Below are 22,917 nucleotides of genomic sequence, written 5' to 3' on the forward strand. Positions count from 1 at the left end.
CCTTCGCGGCTTGCTGACGCCATAAGCAGGCAACGTGAATTCGCCGCCGCGAGGACAGGCATGAAGTTACTTTTGCAATTTTTCACCTGGTGGAACAACCAGACCTGGGGCACGCGCTTCCATACGTGGAAGCACGGCCAGCGGGTCGGGCAGGATGCCGCCGGCAACGTCTATTACGAGGGCGGTATCAATTCGGATGGGCAGACGCGCCGCTGGGTTATCTACAAGGGCTATTCGGAAGCCTCGGCTATTCCGCCCGGCTGGCATGGCTGGATGCATCATCGCGTCGACGTTGCGCCGCCCAGCGAAGACTACAAGCCGCATGATTGGGAAAAGCCGCATGAGCCCAATTTTACGGGCAGCGCTGCCGCCTACCGGCCCAAGGGCTCTTTGCTGGGCAACCAGCGGCGCCCGCAGGTTACCGGCGACTACGATGCCTGGACGCCGGGTGGTTGAGGTATCGGTCTTTTATCGCCACAATTGACGTTTAGGCGCTTGCTGAACGGCCAGCGGCGGATAGCCTTGGCCGCACGGAATCACCCCGGACGCAAACCACCGGTATCTGCATGAATTCTCTTTGCCGACTCCTGACGAACGGACTGGTGGCGGTCGCTGCGATCCCGGTTCTGTCTTCCGCCGTATGCGCCCAGGAAACGGTTTCCCCGGCACCGGCTGCCCCTGCCGCTGCCGCACGCGTTGCCAACCCCGTGGCCGAGTTTGCCGGGCTGGACAAGATCACGGGCCGGATCATCAGCTTCGACGTCTATATCAATGAAACGGTCCAGTTCGGCGCGCTGCAGGTGACGCCGCGCGTCTGCTATTCGCGACCGGAAGCGGAAGAGCCGAAGACAGATTCCTTCGTGGAGGTCGACGAGATCACGCTCGATCGGAAAATACGCCGAATCTTTACCGGCTGGATGTTCGCCGAAAGCCCCGGCCTGAATGCGGTGGAACACCCCGTCTATGACGTGTGGCTGAAAGCCTGCAAGCAGAAGTCCGCCGTGCCGGCACCGGATAATGCGAAGGCGCCTGCGGCCAAGGGAAAACCCGCCAAAGCTGCGGCCACGCAGCCGCCGGCAGATACCAACGCAAATTAGGCGCTGGATACCGAGGCTTCGATTCGAGCCTCTATACTTCAGGGGAAAAAAACGGCTTCGCTCTTCAGGGCCTCGGCCAGCATCTTTTCGTATTTTCCGCGCGGCACGTCGATTGCACCGAAATGCTTCAGGTGCTCGGTGGTAAACTGCGTGTCGAGCAGCGCGAAGCCGCGCTCGTTGAGGCGCGCGACCAGATGGACGAGGCAGATCTTTGAGGCGTCCGTTGCCTTGGAAAACATGCTTTCGCCGAAAAAGACGCGGCCGAGCGACAGGCCGTAAAGCCCGCCTACCAGTTTTTCGTCCTGCCAGGCCTCGACGGAATGACAGCGTCCCATGCGGTGAAGCTGGACATAAGCCTCGCGGATCGGCTGGTTGATCCAGGTCGAACGGCGTTCTTCCCGCTCTTGCGCGCAAGCCTCGATCGTCGCCTCGAAATCGAAATCGAAGCGGATGTCGAACGGAGCCTTGCGCAGCGTCTTCCGCAAGCTTCTTGGAACGTGGAATGCGTCGAGCGGGATGATGCCGCGTGTTTCCGGCCGGACCCAGAATATCTCCGGGTCCGTGGCGCTTTCGGCCATGGGAAAAACGCCCGACGCATAGGCCTTGAGCAGAAGGTCGGTCGGGATGCGGTTGCCCGGCGCGTAGGGACGTGTCATCGCGCCGCGCCGCAATCAGTCGGTCTTGGCGGCCAGATATTTTTCCAGCCAGTGAATGTCGTAGTCGCCATTGGCGATGTCGGGATTGCCGACGAGATCGCGAAACAGCGGCAGCGTCGTGTTGATGCCGTCCACCACGAATTCGTCCAGCGCGCGCCTGAGCCGCATCATGCACTCGACCCGGTTGCGGCCATGCACGATCAGTTTGCCGATAAGCGAATCGTAATAGGGCGGGATCCGGTAGCCCGAATAGACGCCCGAATCGACACGGATGCCGAGGCCGCCGGGCGTATGGAAATGCGTGATGGTGCCGGGCGAGGGGACGAAGGTGCGCGCATCCTCGGCATTGATGCGGCATTCGATGGCGTGGCCCTGGAAGCGGATGTCTTCCTGCTTGACGGAAAGCCCGTTGCCGGAGGCCACGCGAATCTGCTCGTGCACCAGATCGATGCCGGTGATTGCCTCGGTCACGGGGTGCTCGACCTGCAGGCGCGTGTTCATCTCGATGAAGTAGAATTCGCCGTTCTCGTAGAGAAATTCGATGGTTCCGGCGCCGGAATAGCCGAGATCGGCGATCGCCTTGGCGCAAATGCCGCCAATACGGGCGCGTTCTTCGGCGTTTAGGGCTGGCGAGGGGGCTTCTTCCCAAACTTTCTGGTGGCGGCGTTGCAAGGAGCAATCGCGCTCGCCAAAGTGCACGCCGTTGCCAAAACCGTCGCCGAACACCTGGACTTCGATATGGCGCGGCTTTTCGAGATATTTTTCGATATAGACGGCCTCGTTGCCGAAGGCGGCACCGGCTTCCTTACTGGCCGTCTGGAGGGCCTCGATCAGATCGTCTTCCGAATGGGCGACCTTCATGCCGCGACCGCCGCCGCCTGCCGTCGCCTTGATGATGACGGGATAGCCGATGTCGGCCGCAATGCGCTTGGCGTCGACTTCCTCGCTGACCGCGCCGTCCGAACCGGGCACGACCGGGATGCCAAGCCGCTTTGCGGTGCGCTTGGCCTCGATCTTGTCGCCCATGATGCGGATATGGTCGCCGGAGGGGCCGATGAAGGTAATGTTGTGGGCCGCCAGGATATCCGCGAATTTCGCGTTCTCGGACAGGAAGCCGTAGCCGGGATGCACAGCATCCGCGCCGGTGATCTCGCAAGCGGCGACGATCTGGTGGATGTTGAGGTAGCTGTCGCGCGATGGCGGCGGGCCGATGCACACGCTTTCGTCGGCGAGCCGCACATGCATGGCGTCGGCATCGGCCGTCGAATGGACCACGACCGTCTGGATGCCGAGTTCCTTGCAGGCGCGCAGCACCCGGAGGGCGATTTCGCCGCGATTGGCGATGAGGATTTTCTGGAACATGTTTTGCGCCTGTTCCCGGGCTTACTCGACGACCACGAGCGGCATGCCGTATTCAACCGGCTGGGCATCCTCGATAAGGATCGCCTTGACCGTTCCGGAACGCGGCGAGGGTATCTGGTTCATCGTCTTCATCGCTTCGATGATCAGCAGCGTCTGGCCCTCCTTGACCGACTGGCCGACTTCGATGAAAGCCTTGGCATCGGGCGAAGGGGAAAGATAGGCGGTGCCGACCATGGGCGAGGTAACCGCGTTCTTCGAGGGCTCCGCCACGGCGGCCGGTGCGATGCCTGCCGCTGCCACCGGTGCCGGCGGCGCGTAAGACTGCGGCGCGGCAATGGCATGAACCGCCGACTGCCGGGACACCCGAACCTTGAGATCGCCAAGCTCGACTTCGATTTCGGTGAGGTTGGTATCGTTCAGGATGCCCGCGAGGTCACGCACCAACTGCTGGTCAACACCGGATTTCTTTGTCGTCATAGGAGAACTTTCTTTTGTCATTTCTCAGGTCCGGGCATCAGATACGGGCAGCCAGCGCCTGAAGGGCCAGCGTATAGCCGAGTGATCCGAAACCGCAAATCATGCCCACGGCATGGGGCGCGACCAGGGATTTGTGGCGGAAGGATTCCCGCGCATGAATGTTGGACAGGTGCACCTCTACAACGGGCGTCGGGGCAACTGCGGCGATGGCATCGTGAATGGCGATGGACGTGTGGGTATAAGCCCCGGCATTGATGACGACGCCGCCGGCAGCCTTAGCCGCCTCCTGTATCCATCCCACCAGATCGCCCTCGTGGTTGGATTGGCGGAAGTCGATCTCGATCCCCAGCGTTGCAGCGGCTTGCCTGCATTCAGCGGCAATGTCGTCGAGCGTCTTCGATCCATAGATCCCCGGCTCGCGCTTGCCGAGCATGTTCAGATTGGGACCGTTCAGAACGAAAACCGTTTTCAAAAATGTCGACCTTTCCCGGCACCGCAGTCGATAGCGCGCCGAGCCCTATCCTCTATCAAGTCCTACCTCTATAACGGGCATAGACCGCTGCGAGAAGAGCGCAAGTACGTTCTTGCGCTGTCCACAGCGGCCACAATTGCCTGCCATGCGGCGAAAATGGGTCTCAGAGCGCGGCTTTGGCAGCCGCAATCTTCTCCGCCAGTACATCCTGGCCCAAAGCGCCGAATACCACCTCGTTGCCGACGACATAGGACGGGGTGCCGGTAATGGCGAGTTTGTTGGCCAGATCGTAGGTGCTGGAGATGGCTTCGAGGATCGTCGGGTCCTTCATGCCCTCTTGCAATTTGGCTTCGTCCGCCCCGAGCGACAGGGCGATCTTGATCGCGGCCGCTTCCGTGGCGCGGCCCTGGCCGCCGAGAAGGGCGCTGTGGAATTCACCGTACTTCTCCGGCATCATCTTGTGGAACGCCATCGAAACGACGCTGGCCTTTTGCGAGTCAGGCCCAAGGATGGGGAATTCCTTCAGCACGAAGCGCAGGTCGGGATCGGCCTTGGTCAGCGCCTGCATGTCCTCCATGGCGCGCTTGCAGAAACCGCAATTGTAGTCGTAGAACTCGACGATGGTGACCTTGCCCTTCGGGTTGCCGACGACGCCGTCGAACGCCGAATTGAAGATTGCGTCCTTGGCGTCCTTGATAACGCCCAGATGAGCGATCTGCTGCTCTTCCTTCTGTTTCGCCTCAAGCGCGTCCTGCACTTCCAGCAGCACTTCCGGGTTCTTCAGCAGGTAATCGCGCACGATGGCTTCGATCTCCATACGGTCGACCTTGGTGGCCGCAGGTGCGGCATCTACCGTCTTGGCCGCTGTTTCGGCATTGGCCGGTTGAAGCCCGCCAGCGGCGAAGCCGACTGCCAGCAAGGCGCAAGCGATTGCCACCGTGGTTCCGAGCAGAGTTGCTCTTTTCATCTCTTTATCCTTTGCGCCTGTTTCCTCGCGGCGATGCTCGCCGCAGAAGGGTTCAATTCTTCTTGCCGGATGGCCGGTAATTTATAATGTCCTGCGCGCGAAGCCATCCCGGCTCGCCCCGCTTGAATTTCTGCTGGGAGCGCGCCGCGAAGATTTTCGCGTTCTGGTAGGAACCGGAATAGTAGTGGCTCTCGGCGGTGGCCAGGTCCGCATTCGCTATGTCGCCAAGTTCGCCATAGGCCTGCGCCAGATAGCGATAGCCGGCCGAGTTCTCGCTATCGCGTTGCAGGCCAGCCTTTATCCTGGAAATGGCGTCCTTCGTTGAGGCTTTTGTCCCCGTCGCCAACAGCGCCTGTCCGTCGGAGATGAGCAACAGTCCAGATTTGGCCGGGTCGAGGCTGACGGCCTTTCCATAAGCGACCGAGGCGTCCTTCGGCTTGTTGATCTTCATCAGGATGTCGCCGCGCAATTCCTGGAAATAGGGGTTTTTCGGCTGGGTCTTGATCAAGGCGTCGGTCTTGGTCAAAGCCGAACGCGGGTTGCCGAACAGATAGGTCGATTGCGCATCGCCGTAGCGTTTTGCGAGGCTGTCGTCGGTCTGGCGCAGCAGGCGCGAAGCCGCCGCCTGACCCTTGGTATAGACGGCGATCTTGACGCGCATCATGTCGTGGCGCTGCTGAAGCGCTGCCGGATCGACCTGATCGTAGTAGGGGCTTTTCTGGATAAGGGTCTGCAGGTTGGAGATGCGGTCCTGCGGCATCGGGTGGCTGATCCGGTAGGGGTCGATCTGCGCGCCTGACAGCGACAGGGCGCTCTGGAAGCGCTCGAAGGTCTTGAGCATGCCCTTGCCGGACTGGCCGGTGGCGTTGAGGTAGGTTATCGCCGAACGGTCGGCGGTCATTTCCTCGCCGCGCTGATAGGTGAGCAAGGTGCGGCGCGCTACCTCGCCGCCGCCCGTGGCAAGGCCCATGCCGGCGCCTGCAAGGCCTCTGTTGTCGGTTGCGGCACCCGCCACCATCGCGCCTGCGCCGAGCAATCCGGCGACGATGGCCATGGTCTTGGCACGTTCGAGCTGGTCGCGCAGGCGCTGCTGGTGCCCGCCTGCGATGTGGCCGACCTCATGCGCGATGACGCCGATGATTTCATTGGGCGTTTCGGCCTGCATCAGCGCGCCGGTATTGATGAACAGCCGGCGTCCGGCAACGAACGCGTTGAAGCTGGTATCGTTGACCAGGATGATCTGGATGCCGGCGTTGGACAGGCCGGCCGCCTTGAAGATAGGCCGTGCATAGTCGCGCACCAGCGCCTCGATCTCGGCGTCGCGGACCACCGGCACGTTCTGTGCAAAGGCGGTAACCGCGCTGGCGACAGCCATTACCGCGCCCAGCGACAGCGTGGCGAAGGCGCGCATGGTCCCGGCGAAGGTCAAAGTCGGGCGTGACAGGCTCAGCATGATGCGTCCACTGGTAGCCGAGGCGGCCCCGGAATAAAAGGCAGCGCGAAAAACTTCATCAACTTGTGAACCTCACACCAATCGGGCATTTGTGCGGCCAGAGGCTACATGGCCAACAAAGATCGAGCAGAATGGGATCGAGCAGAATGGTTGTTTCGCTTTCGCGGCGCGGTGAGGTCGAACCGTTTCACGCCATGGATATTCTGGCGGAGGCGAACCGGCTGAAGGCGGCGGGCGCGCCCGTCATTTCCATGGCCGTCGGCCAGCCTTCCGATCCCGCACCGGCCAGAGTGCGCGAGGCAGCGCGGCTTGCGCTGGCGAATGGGCGCATCGGCTATACCGACGCGCTTGGCCTGGCCACGTTGCGCAAAGCCATCGCCGGCCACTACACCGATCATTATGGCATCGCCGTCGAGCCGGGGCGGATCGCGGTGACAACCGGCTCGTCGGCGGCCTTCAATCTGGCTTTCCTGGCCATGTTCGACGCGGGCGACCGCGTCGCCATCGCGGCACCGGGCTATCCCGCCTATCGCAACATCATGGCGGCGCTCGGCATCGAAATCGTCGAGATCGAGCTGGAGGGGGAAGCCTATCTCCACGCCGAGCACTTGAAGGCGGCGCATCGCGATAAGCCGCTGAAGGGCGTGCTGTTCGCCAGCCCGGCGAACCCGACCGGTGCCGTTATTCCGGCCGCCGAACTGGCCGCCCTGGTGGAGACGGCAAACGACTTGGGCATCGCGGTGATTTCTGACGAGATTTATCACCGGCTGGCCTTCGACGCGCCCGACACCTCGGCGCTCGCCTATGGCGCGGACGTGACGGTCATCAATTCGTTTTCCAAATATTACTGCATGACCGGCTGGCGCATCGGCTGGATGGTGTTGCCGGAGAAGCTGGTACGGCCGGTGGAGCGCATCGCGCAAAGCCTCTACATCTCCGCTCCGGAATTGTCACAGGTAGCTGCCACCGAGGCGTTCAATGCGACCGTGGAACTGGACGCAATCAAGGCGCGCTATGCCTGGAACCGCGAACTGTTGGCGAAACGCCTGCCGGAACTCGGTTTTCCGTTGGCCGCACCGATGGACGGGGCGTTCTACGCCTTCTGCGATGTTACCAGGCTTACCAATGACAGCATGGCGTTCGCCAGGCGCATGCTGGCCGAGGCGCATGTCGCGGCGACGCCCGGCCGCGACTTCGATCCGCGTCATGGCCATCGCACCATGCGTTTTTCCTATGCCGGCAGCCATGACGATATGGTCGAGGCATTGGATCGCATCGAGCGCTGGTTGAGATAGCGCCATGTCCGAACCGGAATTCGAACTCGGGCAGGCGCTTGTCGACATCGCAGCCGAAATGGCCGAGCGCACCGACCGGGGCGAGGTCGCCAGCTATATTCCACAACTGGGCAAGGTCGATCCCCAAAAATTCGGCATCGCGGTCGCCACCAATGACGGCCGCGTGCTGAGCGCGGGCGACGCTGACGAAGCATTTTCGATCCAGAGCATCTCCAAGGTGTTCACGCTGACGCTGGCGCTCGGCCATATCGGCGACGCCTTGTGGAAGCGGGTAGGGCGCGAACCGTCGGGCAATCCGTTCAACTCGATCGTGCAGTTGGAGCACGAGAACGGCATTCCGAGAAACCCGCTCATCAATGCGGGTGCTATCGTCGTTTCCGATATCCTGCTTGCCGGGCATGAGCCGCGCGAGGCGATCGGCGAGATTTTGCGCTTCATCCGCTTCCTCGCCGACGACGAAACCATCGTCATCGACCGCGAAGTGGCGGCTTCCGAGCGCGCGACCGGCTTTCGCAACTTTGCGCTGGCCAACTACATGAAGTCGTTCGGCAATCTCAACCATGCGCCGGAACTGGCGCTGGGCGTCTATTTCCACCACTGCGCCATCGCCATGAGTTGCCGGCAACTGGCGTTTGCCGGGCGGTTTCTTGCCAATGACGGCAAGCTGTCGGGGCATACGGTGGTGTCGGGCGAGCGCGCTCGGCGCATCAGCGCGATGATGCTGACCTGCGGCCATTATGACGGCTCGGGCGATTTCGCCTTCCGCGTCGGCATTCCCGCCAAGAGCGGCGTCGGCGGCGGCATATTGGGCATCGTGCCCGGCCTCGCCTCACTCGCCGTCTGGTCTCCCGGCCTCAACGCCAACGGCAATTCGCGTCTGGGTTCGATCGCGCTCGAAAAGCTGGCGAAGCGGATGAACTGGTCGATCTTCGCCCCGTAGGGATCGCCGTTTCGGCTGCAATTGTCGGTCGTTTTTGGCTGCCTTGCGCTGATGCAGCCAATGTCTTTCCGACCCGTTCAGTAGCAAAAAAAACCCCGCGCTGTCTTTCGACAGTGCGGGGTTTTTGTCAGGTGTTCGGCTTAACTAGCTGGAATCCTAGAAGAAACCCTTGCGCTGCCACCAACCGGCGCGCTTCGGCTTTCCCTCGGTTTCTTCTTCAGCCTCAACTGGCTTGGTCTTTTCAGCCGGCTTGGCCTTTTCTGTAGGCTTGGCTACCGGTGCCGCAGCAGGTTCGGTCACAGCTTCCGCTGCAGCCGCCGCCGGCTTGCGGCGCGGCGCGCGGGGCTTGGCCGGCTTCTTCTCGGCCGGAGCCGCCGCCACTTCTTCAGCCACCGGCTCGGCAGGTGCTTCTACCGGCGCTTCGGCAACGGCCTCGGAAACCTCTTCCGCAGCGGCTGCCTTCTTCGGCTTGGCTACGCGGCGCGGCTTCTTCGGCTTTTCTTCCGGCTGTACTTCGGTCGGTGCAGCCACCGGCTCTTCAGCCGCTGGAGCTTCGGAGATGGCATCGCCTTCGGTTGCGACCGGGGCTGCATCGCCTTCGGCGTTGGCTTCGGCAGTCTGCTCGCCTTCGTCCGGGCGATTGCGCTTTCCGCCGCGCTTGCCGCGCCGACGCTTCTTGCCCTGTGCGTCGTCGGACGCTTCGGTCACGTCGTTGGTCGAGGCTTCTGTCGCATCGGCAACAACGCCGTTGCCGTCTGTTCCTGCAACGGCGGGTTCGCCGTTCTCGGAGGTGGCGTCGTCCGCAGCCGATTCTTGGCCGTTTTCGCCGTTGCCATTGTCGCCATGCTCGGTATCGCCGTGTTCGCGATCCTTGCCGCCACGACGCCGACGCCGACGCCGACGCTTGCGGTCACGGCCTTCGCCGTCTTCGCTTGGCCGGGCATGCTGCTGCTGGGTCTGGCGGGGCGTTTCCTCGGCTGCGGCTTCGGAAGTTTCTTCGTCCTCTTCCTCGACGATTTCCGGCTCTTCCGGCTCGTCATAGACGGGAAGGGCGCGCGCTTCGACGAAGCCGACCGGCTTTTCCGCAACCGGGCCGCGTGCGATCGCGTAGAGCTGAGCGCCGACCGTGTCGTCCGCTTCGATGGTGATCGTCAGGCCGAACCGGCTTTCCAGTTCGACCAGCGTGCCGCGCTTGTGATTGAGCACGTAAAGCGCTGTTGCCGCCGGGGTGCGCACGGTGATGTGGCACTTGGAATCCTTGAGCAGGAATTCCTCGATCGCACGCACCACGGCCAGCGCCACCGACGAGTCCGAGCGCACATGGCCGGTGCCGCCGCAATGCGGGCAGGGCTTCATGGTCGATTCCAGCACCGAGGCGCGGATGCGCTGGCGCGACATCTCCATCAGGCCGAAATGCGAGATGCGGCCGACCTGGATACGGGCGCGGTCGTTCTTGAGGTGATCCTTCAACCGCTTTTCGACAGCGCGGTTGTTGCGGTTCTCCTCCATGTCGATGAAGTCGATGACGATGAGGCCGGCAAGATCGCGCAGCCGCAACTGGCGCGCCACTTCCTCGGCCGCTTCCAGATTGGTGTGGAGCGCCGTTTCCTCGATCGAATGCTCCTTGGTGGAACGCCCGGAGTTGACGTCGATCGCGACCAGCGCCTCGGTCTGGTTGATGATGAGGTAGCCGCCGCTCTTCAGCGTCACCTGCGGCTGCAGCATGCGGTCGAGTTGCGCCTCGATGCCGCTGCGCACGAAGATCGGCGTCGTGTCGCGGTAAGGCTGCACCACCTTCGCATGGCTGGGCATCAGCATGCGCATGAAGTCCTTGGCCTCGCGATAGCCGTCCTCGCCAGAGACGAGCACCTCGTCGATTTCCTTGTTGTAGAGGTCGCGCACCGACCGCTTGATCAGCGAGCCTTCCTCATAAACGAGGGAAGGGGCCGTCGACTGGAGTGTCAGGTTGCGCACATTCTCCCACAGGCGCATCAAATATTCGTAGTCGCGCTTGATCTCGGCCTTGGTGCGGCTCTCGCCTGCGGTACGCAGGATAACGCCCATCCCCTGCGGCACCTCCAGATCGGCGACGACTTCCTTGAGCCGCTTGCGGTCCTGCGCGTTGGTGATCTTGCGCGAAATGCCGCCGCCGCGCGCGGTGTTCGGCATCAGCACCGAATAGCGGCCGGCAAGCGACAGGTACGTGGTGATGGCGGCACCCTTGTTGCCGCGTTCTTCCTTGACCACCTGCACCAACAGGATTTGGCGGCGCTTGATGACTTCCTGGATCTGGTATTGGCGGCGCGCCGGCTTGCGGCGGTTGCGCACCTCTTCCAGCGCGTCTTCCGCGCCTACCGATTCGATCTCGTGGTCGTCGTGGCTGGCGTGGTGGACTTCCTCCAGCATGCCGCGATCGTTGTCGTCGGAGGTCGCCTCCGTGGGCTCGCCAGCCGGCGCTGCTTCGGAAATCACGTCGGCGTCGACGCTGGCCGCAATCGAGGAGCCGCCTTCGTCGGGCGATTCGGTCTCAGTAGCGGCGGCGGCAGGCTCTTCGGTTTCAGCAGCGGCAGCGGGCTCTTCGCCATTTTCAGGGGGAGCGGCTTCCTCGGTGTCGAGAGCCTGTACGACGCCACGATCCTCGGTCTCGTCGCCGTCTTCGCCGGCGCCGTTTTCATCGTCGTTTTCGCTGGCTGCACCGGCTTCAGGGTGATGTCCGGCGCGCTCGCGGCCCTTGCCGCCACGGCGGCGTCCACGACGGCCGCGGTCATTGCGGCCTTCGCTCTCTGTTTCTTCGTTCTCCTCGTCTTCGGCTTCCTGCGCTTCGGCGCGCAACAGCGCCTGACGGTCGGCTACGGGGATCTGGTAGTAATCGGGGTGAATTTCGCTGAAGGCGAGGAAACCGTGCCGGTTTCCGCCATATTCGACGAAGGCTGCCTGAAGGGAAGGTTCTACGCGCGTTACGCGAGCGAGGTAGATGTTTCCTTTAAGCTGCTTCTTGTCCTGCGATTCAAAGTCGAATTCTTCAATACGGTTGCCGCGAACCACGACGACGCGTGTTTCCTCCGGGTGGGAGGCGTCTATTAGCATCTTGTTGGGCATTGTTTTGTGTCCTTCCGGCAGCCGCCAGCAGCCGCCAGCCGGGCAAGGCCCGCCGCCGTGGAACTGGATTTGTGTGCATGCCGGATAATTGTGTGTCCGCTGGCCGCAGCCTGAGCGCAATGGCGGTACCGCCCGCAGCCAAAATGGCGCGGTTCAATGCGGACCTTTCCAAAGTTGCGTCTAAAGCCATCGTCGCCAGCATAACGTTTTTGAACCAAAGCCCGGAAAACCCGGACCAGCTTGTTTGCTCGTACAGAGCCGGCGCGGGACAAACCCATGCCGTTTTCCTCACGCAGACGATTCCCCCGCCACGGGCACACGCCTGCGAAATCCGTCGCAATCACCCAGCCTTTATCGCTTTATGCGAGGGCCGCCCTTGGTTTCGCCTTCGACAGGAAGTTGCGTGGAAGGGCGGTTCCAGGATTGCAGTGATCCACCATCGCTTTTATGGTCAGGCGGGGTGGAAGGCAACCCTATTTCCAATGCCGGCAAAAAGGCGCATCGGCTGCGTTGTCGCGGAAAAAGGGTTGGTTAACCTTCTCTGGATACCAATCGTTAATCAGCTTCGGGCTGACCCGCGATGGCGAACCGCCTTCAAGAAAAAACGTCCTGTCGAAAGCGGCTGATACCGAGATGGAGCTTAAAGCGGTCACGAGCAAGAGGGTCTGCGCTGCCCGCCGTTTCGGCAGCGTCGTGCTTTTCTTGTTGATGAGCGTCGTTCTTCTTGCTCTTTCGCCGCCAGCCAGCGCCGCGGATGCGCCGCTGCGGGCGTTGTCCTTCAAGATGGCGGGCGATGCCACCCATATGCGCATCGTCATGAATTTCGACCGCGAGCCGGACATAAGGTGGTTTTTGCTGCGTGGCCCCAACCGCATGGTGGTCGACCTGCCTGCCACGCATTTTTCGATCAATCCCAAGGATTTGAAGGCGAGGGGATTGGTCAAGCATGTGCGCTACGGTGCGCTCGATGGCACGGCCTCGCGGCTTGTGCTGACCGGTAAGGGGCCGTTCGCAATCGACAAACTCGAGGTGCTCAAGAATGACGATGCAACCGGCTACCGCCTGGTCGCGGATCTGTCGGCGGCATCCGAACGGGAATTCGACGAAGCGCTTGCGGTGCAGGCGCAAACCACAGGCTCGACCGTTTCGACCGACAAGAGCAGCCGGGTCGGCGCTCCGGTCGCGCCTGCCCCTTCGCATCGCTTCACCATCGTCATCGATCCGGGCCATGGCGGCATAGACGGCGGAGCCGAAAGTGCCGGCGGTACGATCGAGAAAAACGTCACCCTGGCCTTCGCAACGGAATTGCGGGACAAACTTGCGGCCACCGGCAAGTACGATTTGTTCATGACCCGCGACAAGGATGAATTCCTGCGCCTCGACGACCGGGTGCGCATCGCCCGCCAGCATGAGGCCGATTTGTTCATTTCGGTTCATGCGGATACCATCAATTTGAAGGGTATCCGGGGCGCGACGGTCTATACCGTCTCCGACAAGGCGTCCGACGCGGAAGCGCAGGCGCTTGCCGACCGCGAAAACCTTTCCGACCAGCTCGCCGGCATCGAGATCAAGAACGACAGCCCCGAAGTGACCGACATCCTGATCGACCTGATCCGGCGCGAGACACATTCTTTTTCGATGCGTTTTGCCAACACGCTGGTCGGGCAGATGTCGAGCAGCGTCGGCCTGATCAACAATCCGCACCGCTACGCCGGGTTCAGGGTGCTCAAGGCCCCGGACGTTCCATCGGTTCTCGTCGAACTGGGCTATTTGTCGAACGCCGAGGATGAGGCGCAACTGCTCGATCCGGATTGGCGCGACAAGGCGACCGCAAGCATTGCCAACGCCATCAAGATTTTCGCGTCCGCCAAAACCGCGGCGGGAGGCTGAGATGCCTCTCCGTCCTGAGAGACGTTGCCCGCACACAACACAGGCCGTGTTTATTTCCAGCGCCGGAAACCGATTTTATCGATCGCCGCATTTTGTCCACATCCTGGCGACATGGGTTCGCGATTGCGGATCGGCTCCGTTCCAGAACCTTGCGCGCGAGGCTGGTTTGTTTAGGAAAATGCCGGACCATGGACTGGAGCGGGCATGATTCGTCTTATCGGCTATTTTTTCGGCATAGGCACGACGCTGGCGCTGCTCGTTGCGGCGGGCGCGGCCATCTATGTCGGCCATCTGACGAAAGACCTGCCGGATTATGAGGTTCTGGCCAAGTACGAGCCGCCGGTAACGACGCGCATCCACGCTTCCGATGGCGCGCTGATGGCCGAATATGCGCATGAGCGCCGGCTCTATCTGCCGATCCAGGCTATTCCAGACCGGGTGAAGGCCGCCTTCATGTCGGCGGAAGACAAGAATTTCTATACCCATCCGGGCGTCGATATCATGGGCATTGGCCGCGCCGCGTTGCGCTACGCCACCGGTGGCCCGATGCAGGGTGGTTCGACCATCACGCAACAGGTCGCGAAAAACTTCCTGCTGACCAACGAACGCTCCATCGACCGCAAGATCAAGGAAGCGATCCTGTCGTTCCGCATCGAGCAGGCCTATTCGAAGGATCGTATCCTCGAACTTTACCTGAACGAGATTTACTTCGGGCTTGGGGCCTATGGCATCGCCGGGGCCGCGCTCACCTATTTCGACAAGTCGGTGAATGAACTGACCCTGGCCGAAACCGCCTATCTGGCGGCGCTGCCGAAAGGGCCTTCGAACTATCACCCCTTCAGGCATGCCGACCGTGCTGTCGAGCGCCGCAACTGGGTCATCGATCAGATGGTCGAGAACGGTTACGCCACCCACGAGGAGGGTGACAAGGCCAAGGCCGAGCCGCTTGGCGTCACGCCGCGCCACGGTGGGACTTATCTGTTTGCCGGCGAGTATTTTACCGAAGAGGTACGCCGCGAGATCATTGCGCGTTATGGCGAGGCAGCGCTGTACGAAGGCGGGCTGTCGGTGCGCACCACGCTCGACCCCAAGCTTCAGCTCATTGCGCGCAGGTCGATGCAGAACGGCTTGATCAAATACGACATGCTGCGCGGCTATCGCGGCCCGGTGACCACGATCGATATGTCGGGCGATTGGGGTGTGCCGCTGGGTGAAGTAAAGGGGCTGGAAGACGTGCCCGAATGGTCGCTGGCCGTTGTGCTCGACAGTTCGGCAACCGGCCTGACGATCGGCTTGCAGCCTGACAGGCAGGCATCGGGAGAGCTGGTCAAGGAGCGCGCGGAAGGCACTGTTTCCAAAGAAGATATGAGCTTTGCCATGCGCCATATCGTCGACGGCAAATCGCTCAAGGCAAAATCGCCGGCAGAGGTGCTGAAGGCGGGCGACGTTGTTTTCGTGCAGAAGAAAGAGGGCGCCGAGGGCGCGTATCTTCTGCGCCAGGTGCCGAAAGTGGAAGGCGGCCTGGTCGCCATGGACCCACATACGGGCCGCGTGCTGGCCATGGTCGGCGGCTTTTCCTATTCACGCTCGGAGTTCAACCGTGCCACGCAGGCGATGCGCCAGCCTGGTTCGTCGTTCAAGCCGATCGTCTATTCGGCGGCGCTCGACAATGGCTATACGCCGGCCTCCGTCATCATGGACGGGCCGATCACCATCAAGAGCGGCAATACGGTGTGGACGCCGAAGAACTATGACGGCCGGGTTGCCGGGCCGGCAACCTTGCGCTCGGGCATCGAGCGTTCGCGCAATCTTATGACGGTTCGCCTAGCCAACGACATGGGCATGAAGCTTGTCGTGGAATATGCGGAGCGCTTCGGCGTCTATGACCATCTCGCGCCCTACCTGCCGATGGCGCTCGGTTCGGGCGAGACGACGGTGATGCGCATGGTTTCGGCCTATTCGATCATGGCCAATGGCGGCAAGTCGATCAAGCCGTCGCTGATCGACCGCATTCAGGACCGTTACGGCAAGACGGTGTTCAAGCAAGACGGTCGCGGCTGCGAAGGCTGCAACGCCGCCGCCTGGGACAACCAGCCGGAGCCGGAACTGATCGACAATTCCGAGCAGGTGCTCGATCCGATGACGGCCTACCAGATCACGTCGATGATGGAAGGCGTCGTGCAGCGCGGCACCGGCGCCACCATCAACGAGCTTGGTCGCCACATCGCGGGTAAGACGGGAACGACCAATGACGAGAAGGACGCCTGGTTCATCGGCTACACCCCCAATCTCGTGGTCGGCCTGTATTTCGGCTACGACCAACCGAAGGGGCTCGGCCATGGCGCGACCGGCGGCGGCCTTGCGGCTCCGGTGTTCAAGGATTTCATGCGCGTGGCGCTTGAAGGCAAGCCGAACATCGACTTCAAGGTGCCAGAAGGCATGAAGTTGATCGCCATCAACCGCAAGACCGGCATGCGGGCTGGCGAGGGCGAGGCGGGCACCATCATGGAGGCGTTCAAGCCCGGCACCGGCCCGGCCGACAGCTATTGGGTGATCGGCATGGGCGACGACGGTTCCAACGGTGTCGGCGGCGAGCTTTCGCCGAGCGCCAACCAGGCGATCCAGTCGGGCGGCGGCGGTCTTTATTGACTTTGGCGCGATGAATGGGTGGGCTCGCCTTTCGGCGGGTCCATTTGGCTTTACAGGCGATGACCGCGTCCGTATGTATCGCGCCGACTGAAGTTCAATCTCACGCAATCAAGGTAGACCAGCCAGCCATGCGCGCGGAAACGCTGAATATTGTCGACGAAATCAGGCAGGCCATAACCCTGCTGAGGAGGCATCTTTGACTGGGATCAGGCCATAAAGCGGCTTGAGTACCTGAATGTCCTGGCCGAGGACGCCAGCCTCTGGAACGATCCGCAGGAAGCGCAAAAGCTCATGCGCGAGCGTCAGGAGCTTGAAGACGGCATCACGGCGGTAACGCATTTCACGCAGGCGCTGGATGACAATATCAGCCTGATCGAAATGGGCGAGGAAGAGGGCGACGAAAGCATCGTTGCCGAGGCGGAAGCCTCGCTTCGCGCCATGCAGGGCGAGGCCAAGGCGCGCCAGGTCGAGACCTTGCTGTCCGGCGAAGCCGATGGCAACGACGCCTATTTGGAAGTCCATGCCGGGGCGGGCGGCACCGAAAGCCAGGACTGGGCCTCGATGCTGCTGCGCATGTACACGCGCTGGGCCGAGCGCCGCCGCTTCAAGGTCGAGGTGCTGGAAGTGCATGACGGCGAAGAAGCCGGCATCAAGTCCGCGACCGTGCTGATCCGGGGGCACAATGCCTATGGCTGGCTGAAGACCGAATCCGGGGTTCACCGGCTGGTGCGCATATCGCCCTACGATTCGAACGCGCGCCGGCATACGTCCTTTTCCAGTATCTGGGTTTACCCGGTAGTCGACGACAAGATCGACATTGCCGTCTCCGAGTCCGATGTTCGCATCGACACCTATCGGGCGTCCGGCTCGGGCGGCCAGCACATCAACACCACCGATTCGGCTGTGCGCATCACCCATATCGCCACCGGCATCGCGGTTGCGTGCCAGGCAGAGCGTTCACAGCACAAGAACAAGGCCAAGGCCTGGGAAATGCTGCGCTCGCGCCTTTACGAAGAAGAGCTGAAAAAGCGCGAGGCAAGCGCGAACGCAACGGAGGCGTCGAAGAGCGACATCGGCTGGGGCCATCAGATACGCTCCTACGTGCTGCAGCCCTACCAGTTGGTCAAGGATCTGCGCACGGGCGTCGAAAGCTCCAGCCCGTCCGGCGTGCTGGACGGCGACCTCGACGAGTTCATGGAAGCGTCGCTGTCGCAGCGAATCGAGGGCGGCGCGGGCGAAGCCGTGGCCGACCTGGACTGATTTTGGGCCGGATTCGGCCCGTTGCGTTCCATATTTGGCCGCATTTCATGCTACAAGTCGCCAGGAAGGGTGACCGGTGCGCTTTTTACGCGGCCGCAATTTGAGAGGGACTTAATCCATGAAGAAGACCGTGATCGCCATTATGGCGACCGCTTTCCTTGCAAGCGCCTGCACCACCGATCCCTATACGGGCGACCAGAAAATTTCCAACACGGTCGGCGGCGCCGGCCTCGGTGCGTTGGCAGGTGCGGCACTCGGCACGCTTGCAGGCGGCAACGACCGTCGCAATGCGCTGATCGGCGCGGGCATCGGAGCCTTGGCCGGCGGCGCCATCGGCGCGACCATGGACCAGAACGAAGCCGAATTGCGCCGGCAGCTTGAGGGCACTGGTGTCAGCGTCACGCGTAACGGCGACCAGATCATCCTCAACATGCCGTCCGACATCACCTTCGCCTCGGACCAGGATTCGGTGAAGGCGGGCTTCTACCCGACCTTGAACTCGGTGGCCCTGGTGCTGAAGAAATTCAAGCAGACTACGGTGGACGTGTTCGGCCACACCGATTCGACCGGAAGCGACCAGCACAATTTCGACCTGTCGCAGCGCCGCGCGCTTTCCGTCGCCAACTATCTGGCCGGGCAGGGCGTCGACCAGCGGCGCTTCGCCGTCACCGGCTTCGGCGAAACCCGTCCGGTAGCTTCCAATGCGACGACTGACGGCCGCGCGCAGAATCGCCGCGTCGAGATCCAGCTTTCGCCGCTGACTTGAAGGTGAGGGGGAGGGCGCGCGCCACTCGATTGCGCGTCTCTGCCCTGTTATCAAACACGAAAACGGCTCCGCGGGGGGCCGTTTTCATGTTCGGCTAAAGCATGTCTCCCGAAAGTGGGCACCGGTTTCGGGGCAAAGACATGCGACAAAACAACGACCTAAGGCACGGCAAGCGAATCTGAAAGATCGCGACGGGCTTTAGGTTTTCCTGACCCGCTTGGCTGTTCCTATCCCGAGCCATGGATTCCCGACACGCTCCGCTCCCTACGGTCGGGAATGACGGATTTTCTTTGCGTCTACGCCAATCTCCAACGCCGGCGGTTGGGGAACGCTCCTCGCAACTCGTCATTCCCGGCCGCGTGAGCGACCGCAGGGAGCGGAGCGTGTCGGGAATCCATGCCATGGACTCGAATGCGGCATAGTCGTTGAAGGATAGCCGAGAGCGTCGGATCGAAAAGCGAATACCAGCTTTCGGAAAATCCGCTGCTGAACCAAAGAGATAGAGCGGAGGCCCGAATTTACCCAGGCGTCCGCTACTCGAGATCAGACCTTGGCGACGATGCGCATGAAGGCCGGCACATCTTCGCCGAAACCTACCGTGCCGTCATTATCTTCCTGATGATGGCGGGGGGAGCGGTCGTTGTCGCGCCGCGGCGGGCGCGTGTCGCCGCGTTCGGCGGTTCGCTCGGGCCTCGCCTTGCGCTCCGTATTTTCGCTGCGGATCGCTTCCTTGCGCTCGTGTCGCACGCTGGCTTCAGCGCCGGGCGCTTCTTCGACAACCGGCTGACGCTCGGGCTTGGCCGCTTCTACCGTGCTATCGCCATGCTTTGCATGACGCTCGCCGCGCGGCTTGCGATCACGCTTGTTGCTGTCGTCGTCCTTGCGGCCGGCGCGGCGTGGTGCACCACGGCCCCGGCGGGGCGCGTCGTCCTCGGTATCGCTGGCCACCACTGTCGAAAGGTCGCCATCGTGCCATTCGATCTTCTGGTTGATCAGCTTTTCGATCGCATCGATGTATTTCGTGTCGGATTTGGTCGCGATGGTGAAGGATTTGCCGGAGCGACCGGCACGGCCGGTGCGGCCGATCCGGTGGACATAATCTTCCGCATGGATCGGCACATCGTAGTTGAAGACATGGCTGACGTCGGGAATATCGAGCCCGCGCGCCGCGACGTCGGAGGCAACCAGAAGCTTCAGCTTGCCGTCGCGGAAAGCGGCCAGCATCTGCATGCGCGCGCGCTGGTCCATGTCGCCATGCAGGGCACCCGCATCGAATTCGTGCTTGGTCAGCGAGCGGAACAGTTCGGCGACCTCAACCTTGCGATTGCAGAAGATGATCGCGTTCTTGAGGCTTTCGCTTTCGGCGTTGATGAGATCGCGCAGCACCTGCCGCTTGTCCCATGATTTCGAACCGGATTTCACCAGGCGTTGTGTGATGTTGATCGCGGTGCTGGCGGCTTTGGAAACCTCGACGCGCACGGGCGCGTGCAGGAATTTCTCCGTCAGCTTGGTGATTTCGGGGGGCATCGTCGCCGAAAAGAACAAGGTCTGCCGGGTGAACGGAATCATCTCGCAGATACGTTCGATGTCGGGAATGAAGCCCATGTCGAGCATGCGGTCGGCCTCGTCGATGACGAGGATTTCAACGCCGTTCAACAGAAGCTTGCCGCGCTCGCGGTGGTCGAGCAGGCGTCCCGGCGTCGCGATCAGCACATCCGCGCCGCGCTCCAGCTTTCTTTCCTGGTCATCGAAGGAAACGCCGCCGATCAAAAGCGCGATGTTCAGCTTGTGGTTCTTGCCATAGCGAATGAAGTTCTCTTCGACCTGGGCGGCCAGTTCGCGCGTCGGCTCAAGGATGAGCGTGCGCGGCATACGGGCGCGGGCGCGGCCTTTTTCGAGGCGGGTAATCATGGGCAGCACGAACGCCGCCGTCTTGCCGGTTCCCGTCTGGGCAATGCCCAGCACATCCTTGCCCAGCAAGGCATGCGGAATGGCTCCGGCCTGGATCGGCGTCGGCTGCGTATAGCCGGCATCGGTGACTGCGGAAAGGACCTTGGGCGAGAGGCCAAGGTCTGCAAAACTCAACGCTTCTTCAGCGGGGTGGCTGTCTGAGGACAATGGTGACGGTCTTTGGCTGGTTCGGGGAGCGCGACCTTGGTCGCGGCTAGCGCCTCGCGCTTGCTATAACATCCAACGCGATAGGCGCAAGTCCACGATTTGTCAACACAAACGGGCCGGAATGCCGCAATTGTGCTTGCGTAACCTTAATCGCGGCGATTGGGCGTTCGAGCCATGCCGTCTGGCCACACCGTCTGGCGCTCAGTAGCGAAACTGTTCCGACAGGATGCGCTCGTTCCACGAATGGCTTGGATCAAACAGAAGCGTAGCCGTCATTGTCACCGATTCGCGCACGGTCACCGATGTGGCGCCCTTTACCTCGGTGTGGTCGGCTGCGGCGTTGACCGGTCGCTTTTCCGCTTCCAGAATGTCGAAGCGCACGACCGCCTTGTCCGAGAGCAGCGCGCCGCGCCAGTTGCGCGGGCGAAAGGGGCTGACCGGCGTCAGCGCCAGCAGCGGCGCGTCCAGCGGCAGGATCGGGCCATGGGCGGAAAGGTTATAGGCGGTGGAGCCGGCCGGCGTGGCGATCATCACGCCGTCGCAACTCAGTTCCTCCAGCCGCACCTGATCGTCCACGGTGATGCGTATCTTGGCGGTCTGGTAGGATTGCCGCCACAAGGCGACTTCGTTGATCGCAAGCGCCGAGATCGTCTCGCCGCATGCGGTCGCCGCCTGCATTTCCAGCGGGCGGATCGTTTCCGGCAGCGCTGCCTCGATGCGCTCCGGCAGGCCGCCCGAGCGGAACTCGTTCATCAGGAAGCCGATGGTTCCCCTGTTCATGCCATAGACCCGCTTGCCGGTGCCCATGGTGTCGCGCAGCGTCTGCAGCAGAAAGCCGTCGCCGCCCAATGCCACGACGATATCGGCCTCTTCGAGCGATGCCTGTCCATAGCGTTTGGACAGGCTGGCAAGCGCGGCCTTGGCGTCGGCGGTATCGGATGAAACAAAGGCGAAACGGCTGGCGATTTTGCTTATGGCTCCATGATGGCGGCGATCTGGACCGCTTCGAAACGGGGTAGCATGGCGCAAGCGCGCTGCAAAGGGATGGCCGGCTAGCGCGATTTCGAGGTCGATACGGCCGCGCCGCGTCAAATCGTTAAAAATGCCTTCATCTCTCATAAAGCAGGGGAACTTATGCTAAGGTCGATGGGTCGCGTGGGGCTGACCAGACGAGATTGATCATTGCCCCTGTTGCGTATGCTTATCGTTTTCCTGATGCTCGGAACCTTCGCTGTCGTCTTTGCCCAATTGGTGCGCCAATCGGACGAGACGAGTACGAGGCCAACCGACTTCCGCTGCGGCGACGGGGCCGGTACGGTTTGCCTGACGCAGCGTATGCCGTAGGTTTGAATGCGGATATGCCGCGGCGTGGAAGCCACCGCATGTCTTACTCCGAAACCGGTTCTTACTTTCGGAAGACATGCTAAGTCAGGTCAATGCATAGGCTTCCTTGTGCGCTCTCGCCGCGCTATGTATGCGGCTAACTAATCAAGAGCGCACGCAAATCATGGCGGTTTTACAAGAACACCCGGACGAAAGCCACTGGGCAGCACTCGCTGCGCAATCGACGGACCGCATCCAGCGAGCCGCTGTCGGGACGGAATTGGTGTGGATCAAGTCTATCGACGTGAAGACGCTGCACCTGGGGCACTATCTGCAGAGCCTGCTTTCGATCGGCCTGCCTGGAACCGTCTTTCGGCCCGCGACGCTGGAGCGCGGCGAAGACGCAGCGAAGGGAGAGGCGGCAAGGATGGCCGCGTTCGCGAAAGCGGGCTTTCCGGTACCTGACGTTCTCTATCAGGAAAAAAGCAAACTGATTCTGAGCGATTGCGGCGATTCGATACAGGAGCGCCTGAGTGCCTTGCGGCAGGCCGGTGAGGAAGCCGGGCACGACGCGTTGCTTATTGCGATAGCCGAGAGCATGGGCCGCGTCCATGCCGCAGGCCTCATCCATGGGCGGCCTCATCCCCGCGATATGTTCCTGCGGGATAATGCGGTCGGTTATCTGGATTTTGAGCAAACGCCGCTTCGGGTCATGAAACTGGATCGCGCCCAGGCGCGCGACGCGTTGTTCATATTCGCGTTCATCTGCGACATGGCAATGCGTGGCGATACCGCGGACCGCGCCTTCGCCGCATGGTCGGCCAATGCACCGGCTGACGCCAAAAAGCAGCTTTCGCGCGCCATTGCGCAAATGAAGCCGCTGATTATCGTTGGCTCCTGGATTGCCAGGATAAAACTCGGTGCCGATCTGCGCCGTTTCCTGGCCGGCACGAAATTCCTGCTGATGATGCTGCAAATCGAACTCTAACAATGCAGCGGCCAGCCGGGCCCGTTCTCTCAGAGTCGGACTCGAAAAGGCTTCAACTACATCCATATCTTGCAAGGCGTCTGGTGAGCATGCGGATATGGGCGA

Annotated in this window: 19 protein-coding genes; 10 read left to right on the forward strand and 9 right to left on the reverse strand. The window is 61.8% G+C overall.

Going from position 1 to position 22,917, the window contains the following annotated elements; genetic code table 11:
- Window positions 1-60 precede the first annotated feature (60 nt).
- Both ACX3P1_RS18565 and ACX3P1_RS18570 read left to right on the forward strand, forming a co-directional pair.
- Entirely contained in the window at window positions 61-456 is a 396-nt protein-coding gene (locus ACX3P1_RS18565) for an NADH:ubiquinone oxidoreductase subunit NDUFA12 (protein WP_459081090.1), read from the forward strand.
- A gap of 110 nt (window positions 457-566) precedes the next feature.
- Window positions 567-1,097 (forward strand): DUF2155 domain-containing protein, encoded by a 531-nt coding sequence (locus ACX3P1_RS18570; RefSeq protein WP_459081091.1) that lies wholly within the window; start codon window positions 567-569, stop codon window positions 1,095-1,097.
- A gap of 38 nt (window positions 1,098-1,135) precedes the next feature.
- On the opposite strand, the gene aat is transcribed toward ACX3P1_RS18570, so the two are convergent.
- The 6 genes from aat to ACX3P1_RS18600 all read right to left on the reverse strand — a co-directional run bounded on the left by aat (window position 1,136) and on the right by ACX3P1_RS18600 (window position 6,484).
- Window positions 1,136-1,753, reverse strand: coding sequence for a leucyl/phenylalanyl-tRNA--protein transferase (aat, locus tag ACX3P1_RS18575; RefSeq protein WP_459081092.1), 618 nt, complete (start codon window positions 1,751-1,753; stop codon window positions 1,136-1,138).
- A 15-nt stretch (window positions 1,754-1,768) separates the two neighbouring features.
- Complete coding sequence (accC, locus tag ACX3P1_RS18580) at window positions 1,769-3,115, reverse strand: acetyl-CoA carboxylase biotin carboxylase subunit (protein WP_459081093.1); 1,347 nt, start codon at window positions 3,113-3,115, stop codon at window positions 1,769-1,771.
- A 21-nt stretch (window positions 3,116-3,136) separates the two neighbouring features.
- Window positions 3,137-3,592 (reverse strand): acetyl-CoA carboxylase biotin carboxyl carrier protein, encoded by a 456-nt coding sequence (gene accB, locus ACX3P1_RS18585; RefSeq protein ID WP_459081094.1) that lies wholly within the window; start codon window positions 3,590-3,592, stop codon window positions 3,137-3,139.
- A gap of 37 nt (window positions 3,593-3,629) precedes the next feature.
- On the reverse strand, window positions 3,630-4,064 hold the full coding sequence (aroQ, locus tag ACX3P1_RS18590) for a type II 3-dehydroquinate dehydratase (RefSeq protein WP_459081095.1): 435 nt from the start codon (window positions 4,062-4,064) through the stop codon (window positions 3,630-3,632).
- A gap of 163 nt (window positions 4,065-4,227) precedes the next feature.
- Window positions 4,228-5,031: a DsbA family protein gene (locus tag ACX3P1_RS18595; RefSeq protein ID WP_459081096.1), complete on the reverse strand. Its 804-nt coding sequence runs from the start codon at window positions 5,029-5,031 to the stop codon at window positions 4,228-4,230.
- 52 nt (window positions 5,032-5,083) lie between these two features.
- A complete protein-coding gene (locus ACX3P1_RS18600; RefSeq protein WP_459081097.1) occupies window positions 5,084-6,484 on the reverse strand; it encodes a M48 family metalloprotease in 1,401 nt (466 codons plus the stop codon).
- 146 nt (window positions 6,485-6,630) lie between these two features.
- Between ACX3P1_RS18600 and ACX3P1_RS18605 the strand changes: the two genes are divergently transcribed.
- Both ACX3P1_RS18605 and ACX3P1_RS18610 read left to right on the forward strand, forming a co-directional pair.
- The gene (locus ACX3P1_RS18605) at window positions 6,631-7,779 is read left to right on the forward strand and encodes a pyridoxal phosphate-dependent aminotransferase (protein ID WP_459081098.1); all 1,149 of its coding nucleotides are present in this window, start codon (window positions 6,631-6,633) and stop codon (window positions 7,777-7,779) included.
- Window positions 7,780-7,783: 4 nt separating this feature from the next.
- Window positions 7,784-8,719, forward strand: coding sequence for a glutaminase (locus ACX3P1_RS18610; protein ID WP_459081099.1), 936 nt, complete (start codon window positions 7,784-7,786; stop codon window positions 8,717-8,719).
- Between the two features lie 156 nt (window positions 8,720-8,875).
- Here the strand turns inward: ACX3P1_RS18610 and ACX3P1_RS18615 are convergent, their stop codons facing one another.
- Window positions 8,876-11,818: an Rne/Rng family ribonuclease gene (locus ACX3P1_RS18615; RefSeq protein ID WP_459081100.1), complete on the reverse strand. Its 2,943-nt coding sequence runs from the start codon at window positions 11,816-11,818 to the stop codon at window positions 8,876-8,878.
- 77 nt (window positions 11,819-11,895) lie between these two features.
- Here ACX3P1_RS18615 and ACX3P1_RS18620 point away from each other — a divergent pair, with 77 nt between their 5' ends.
- From ACX3P1_RS18620 to ACX3P1_RS18640, 5 genes are all read left to right on the forward strand, one after another.
- Window positions 11,896-12,444 carry a hypothetical protein gene (locus ACX3P1_RS18620; protein ID WP_459081101.1) on the forward strand — a complete coding sequence of 183 codons (549 nt, stop codon included), beginning with the start codon at window positions 11,896-11,898 and terminating at the stop codon, window positions 12,442-12,444.
- 7 nt (window positions 12,445-12,451) lie between these two features.
- A complete protein-coding gene (locus ACX3P1_RS18625; protein ID WP_459081102.1) occupies window positions 12,452-13,708 on the forward strand; it encodes an N-acetylmuramoyl-L-alanine amidase in 1,257 nt (418 codons plus the stop codon).
- 204 nt (window positions 13,709-13,912) lie between these two features.
- Entirely contained in the window at window positions 13,913-16,357 is a 2,445-nt protein-coding gene (locus ACX3P1_RS18630; protein WP_459081103.1) for a penicillin-binding protein 1A, read from the forward strand.
- A gap of 128 nt (window positions 16,358-16,485) precedes the next feature.
- Window positions 16,486-17,617 (forward strand): peptide chain release factor 2 gene (prfB, locus tag ACX3P1_RS18635; protein ID WP_459081104.1). Its coding sequence is split into 2 segments (ribosomal slippage): window positions 16,486-16,551 and window positions 16,553-17,617, totalling 1,131 coding nucleotides; the frame shifts between segments, so codons are not numbered across the junction.
- A gap of 118 nt (window positions 17,618-17,735) precedes the next feature.
- Window positions 17,736-18,383, forward strand: coding sequence for an OmpA family protein (locus ACX3P1_RS18640; protein ID WP_459081105.1), 648 nt, complete (start codon window positions 17,736-17,738; stop codon window positions 18,381-18,383).
- Between the two features lie 543 nt (window positions 18,384-18,926).
- On the opposite strand, the gene ACX3P1_RS18645 is transcribed toward ACX3P1_RS18640, so the two are convergent.
- Together ACX3P1_RS18645 and ACX3P1_RS18650 are read right to left on the reverse strand one after the other, a co-directional pair.
- Window positions 18,927-20,501 carry a DEAD/DEAH box helicase gene (locus tag ACX3P1_RS18645; RefSeq protein WP_459081106.1) on the reverse strand — a complete coding sequence of 525 codons (1,575 nt, stop codon included), beginning with the start codon at window positions 20,499-20,501 and terminating at the stop codon, window positions 18,927-18,929.
- A 201-nt stretch (window positions 20,502-20,702) separates the two neighbouring features.
- On the reverse strand, window positions 20,703-21,476 hold the full coding sequence (locus ACX3P1_RS18650) for an NAD kinase (RefSeq protein WP_459081110.1): 774 nt from the start codon (window positions 21,474-21,476) through the stop codon (window positions 20,703-20,705).
- A gap of 532 nt (window positions 21,477-22,008) precedes the next feature.
- Here ACX3P1_RS18650 and ACX3P1_RS18655 point away from each other — a divergent pair.
- Window positions 22,009-22,812, forward strand: coding sequence for a lipopolysaccharide kinase InaA family protein (locus tag ACX3P1_RS18655; protein WP_459081107.1), 804 nt, complete (start codon window positions 22,009-22,011; stop codon window positions 22,810-22,812).
- The last annotated feature ends 105 nt before the right edge of the window (window positions 22,813-22,917 follow it).

The organism is Mesorhizobium sp. A623, assembly GCF_054489405.1.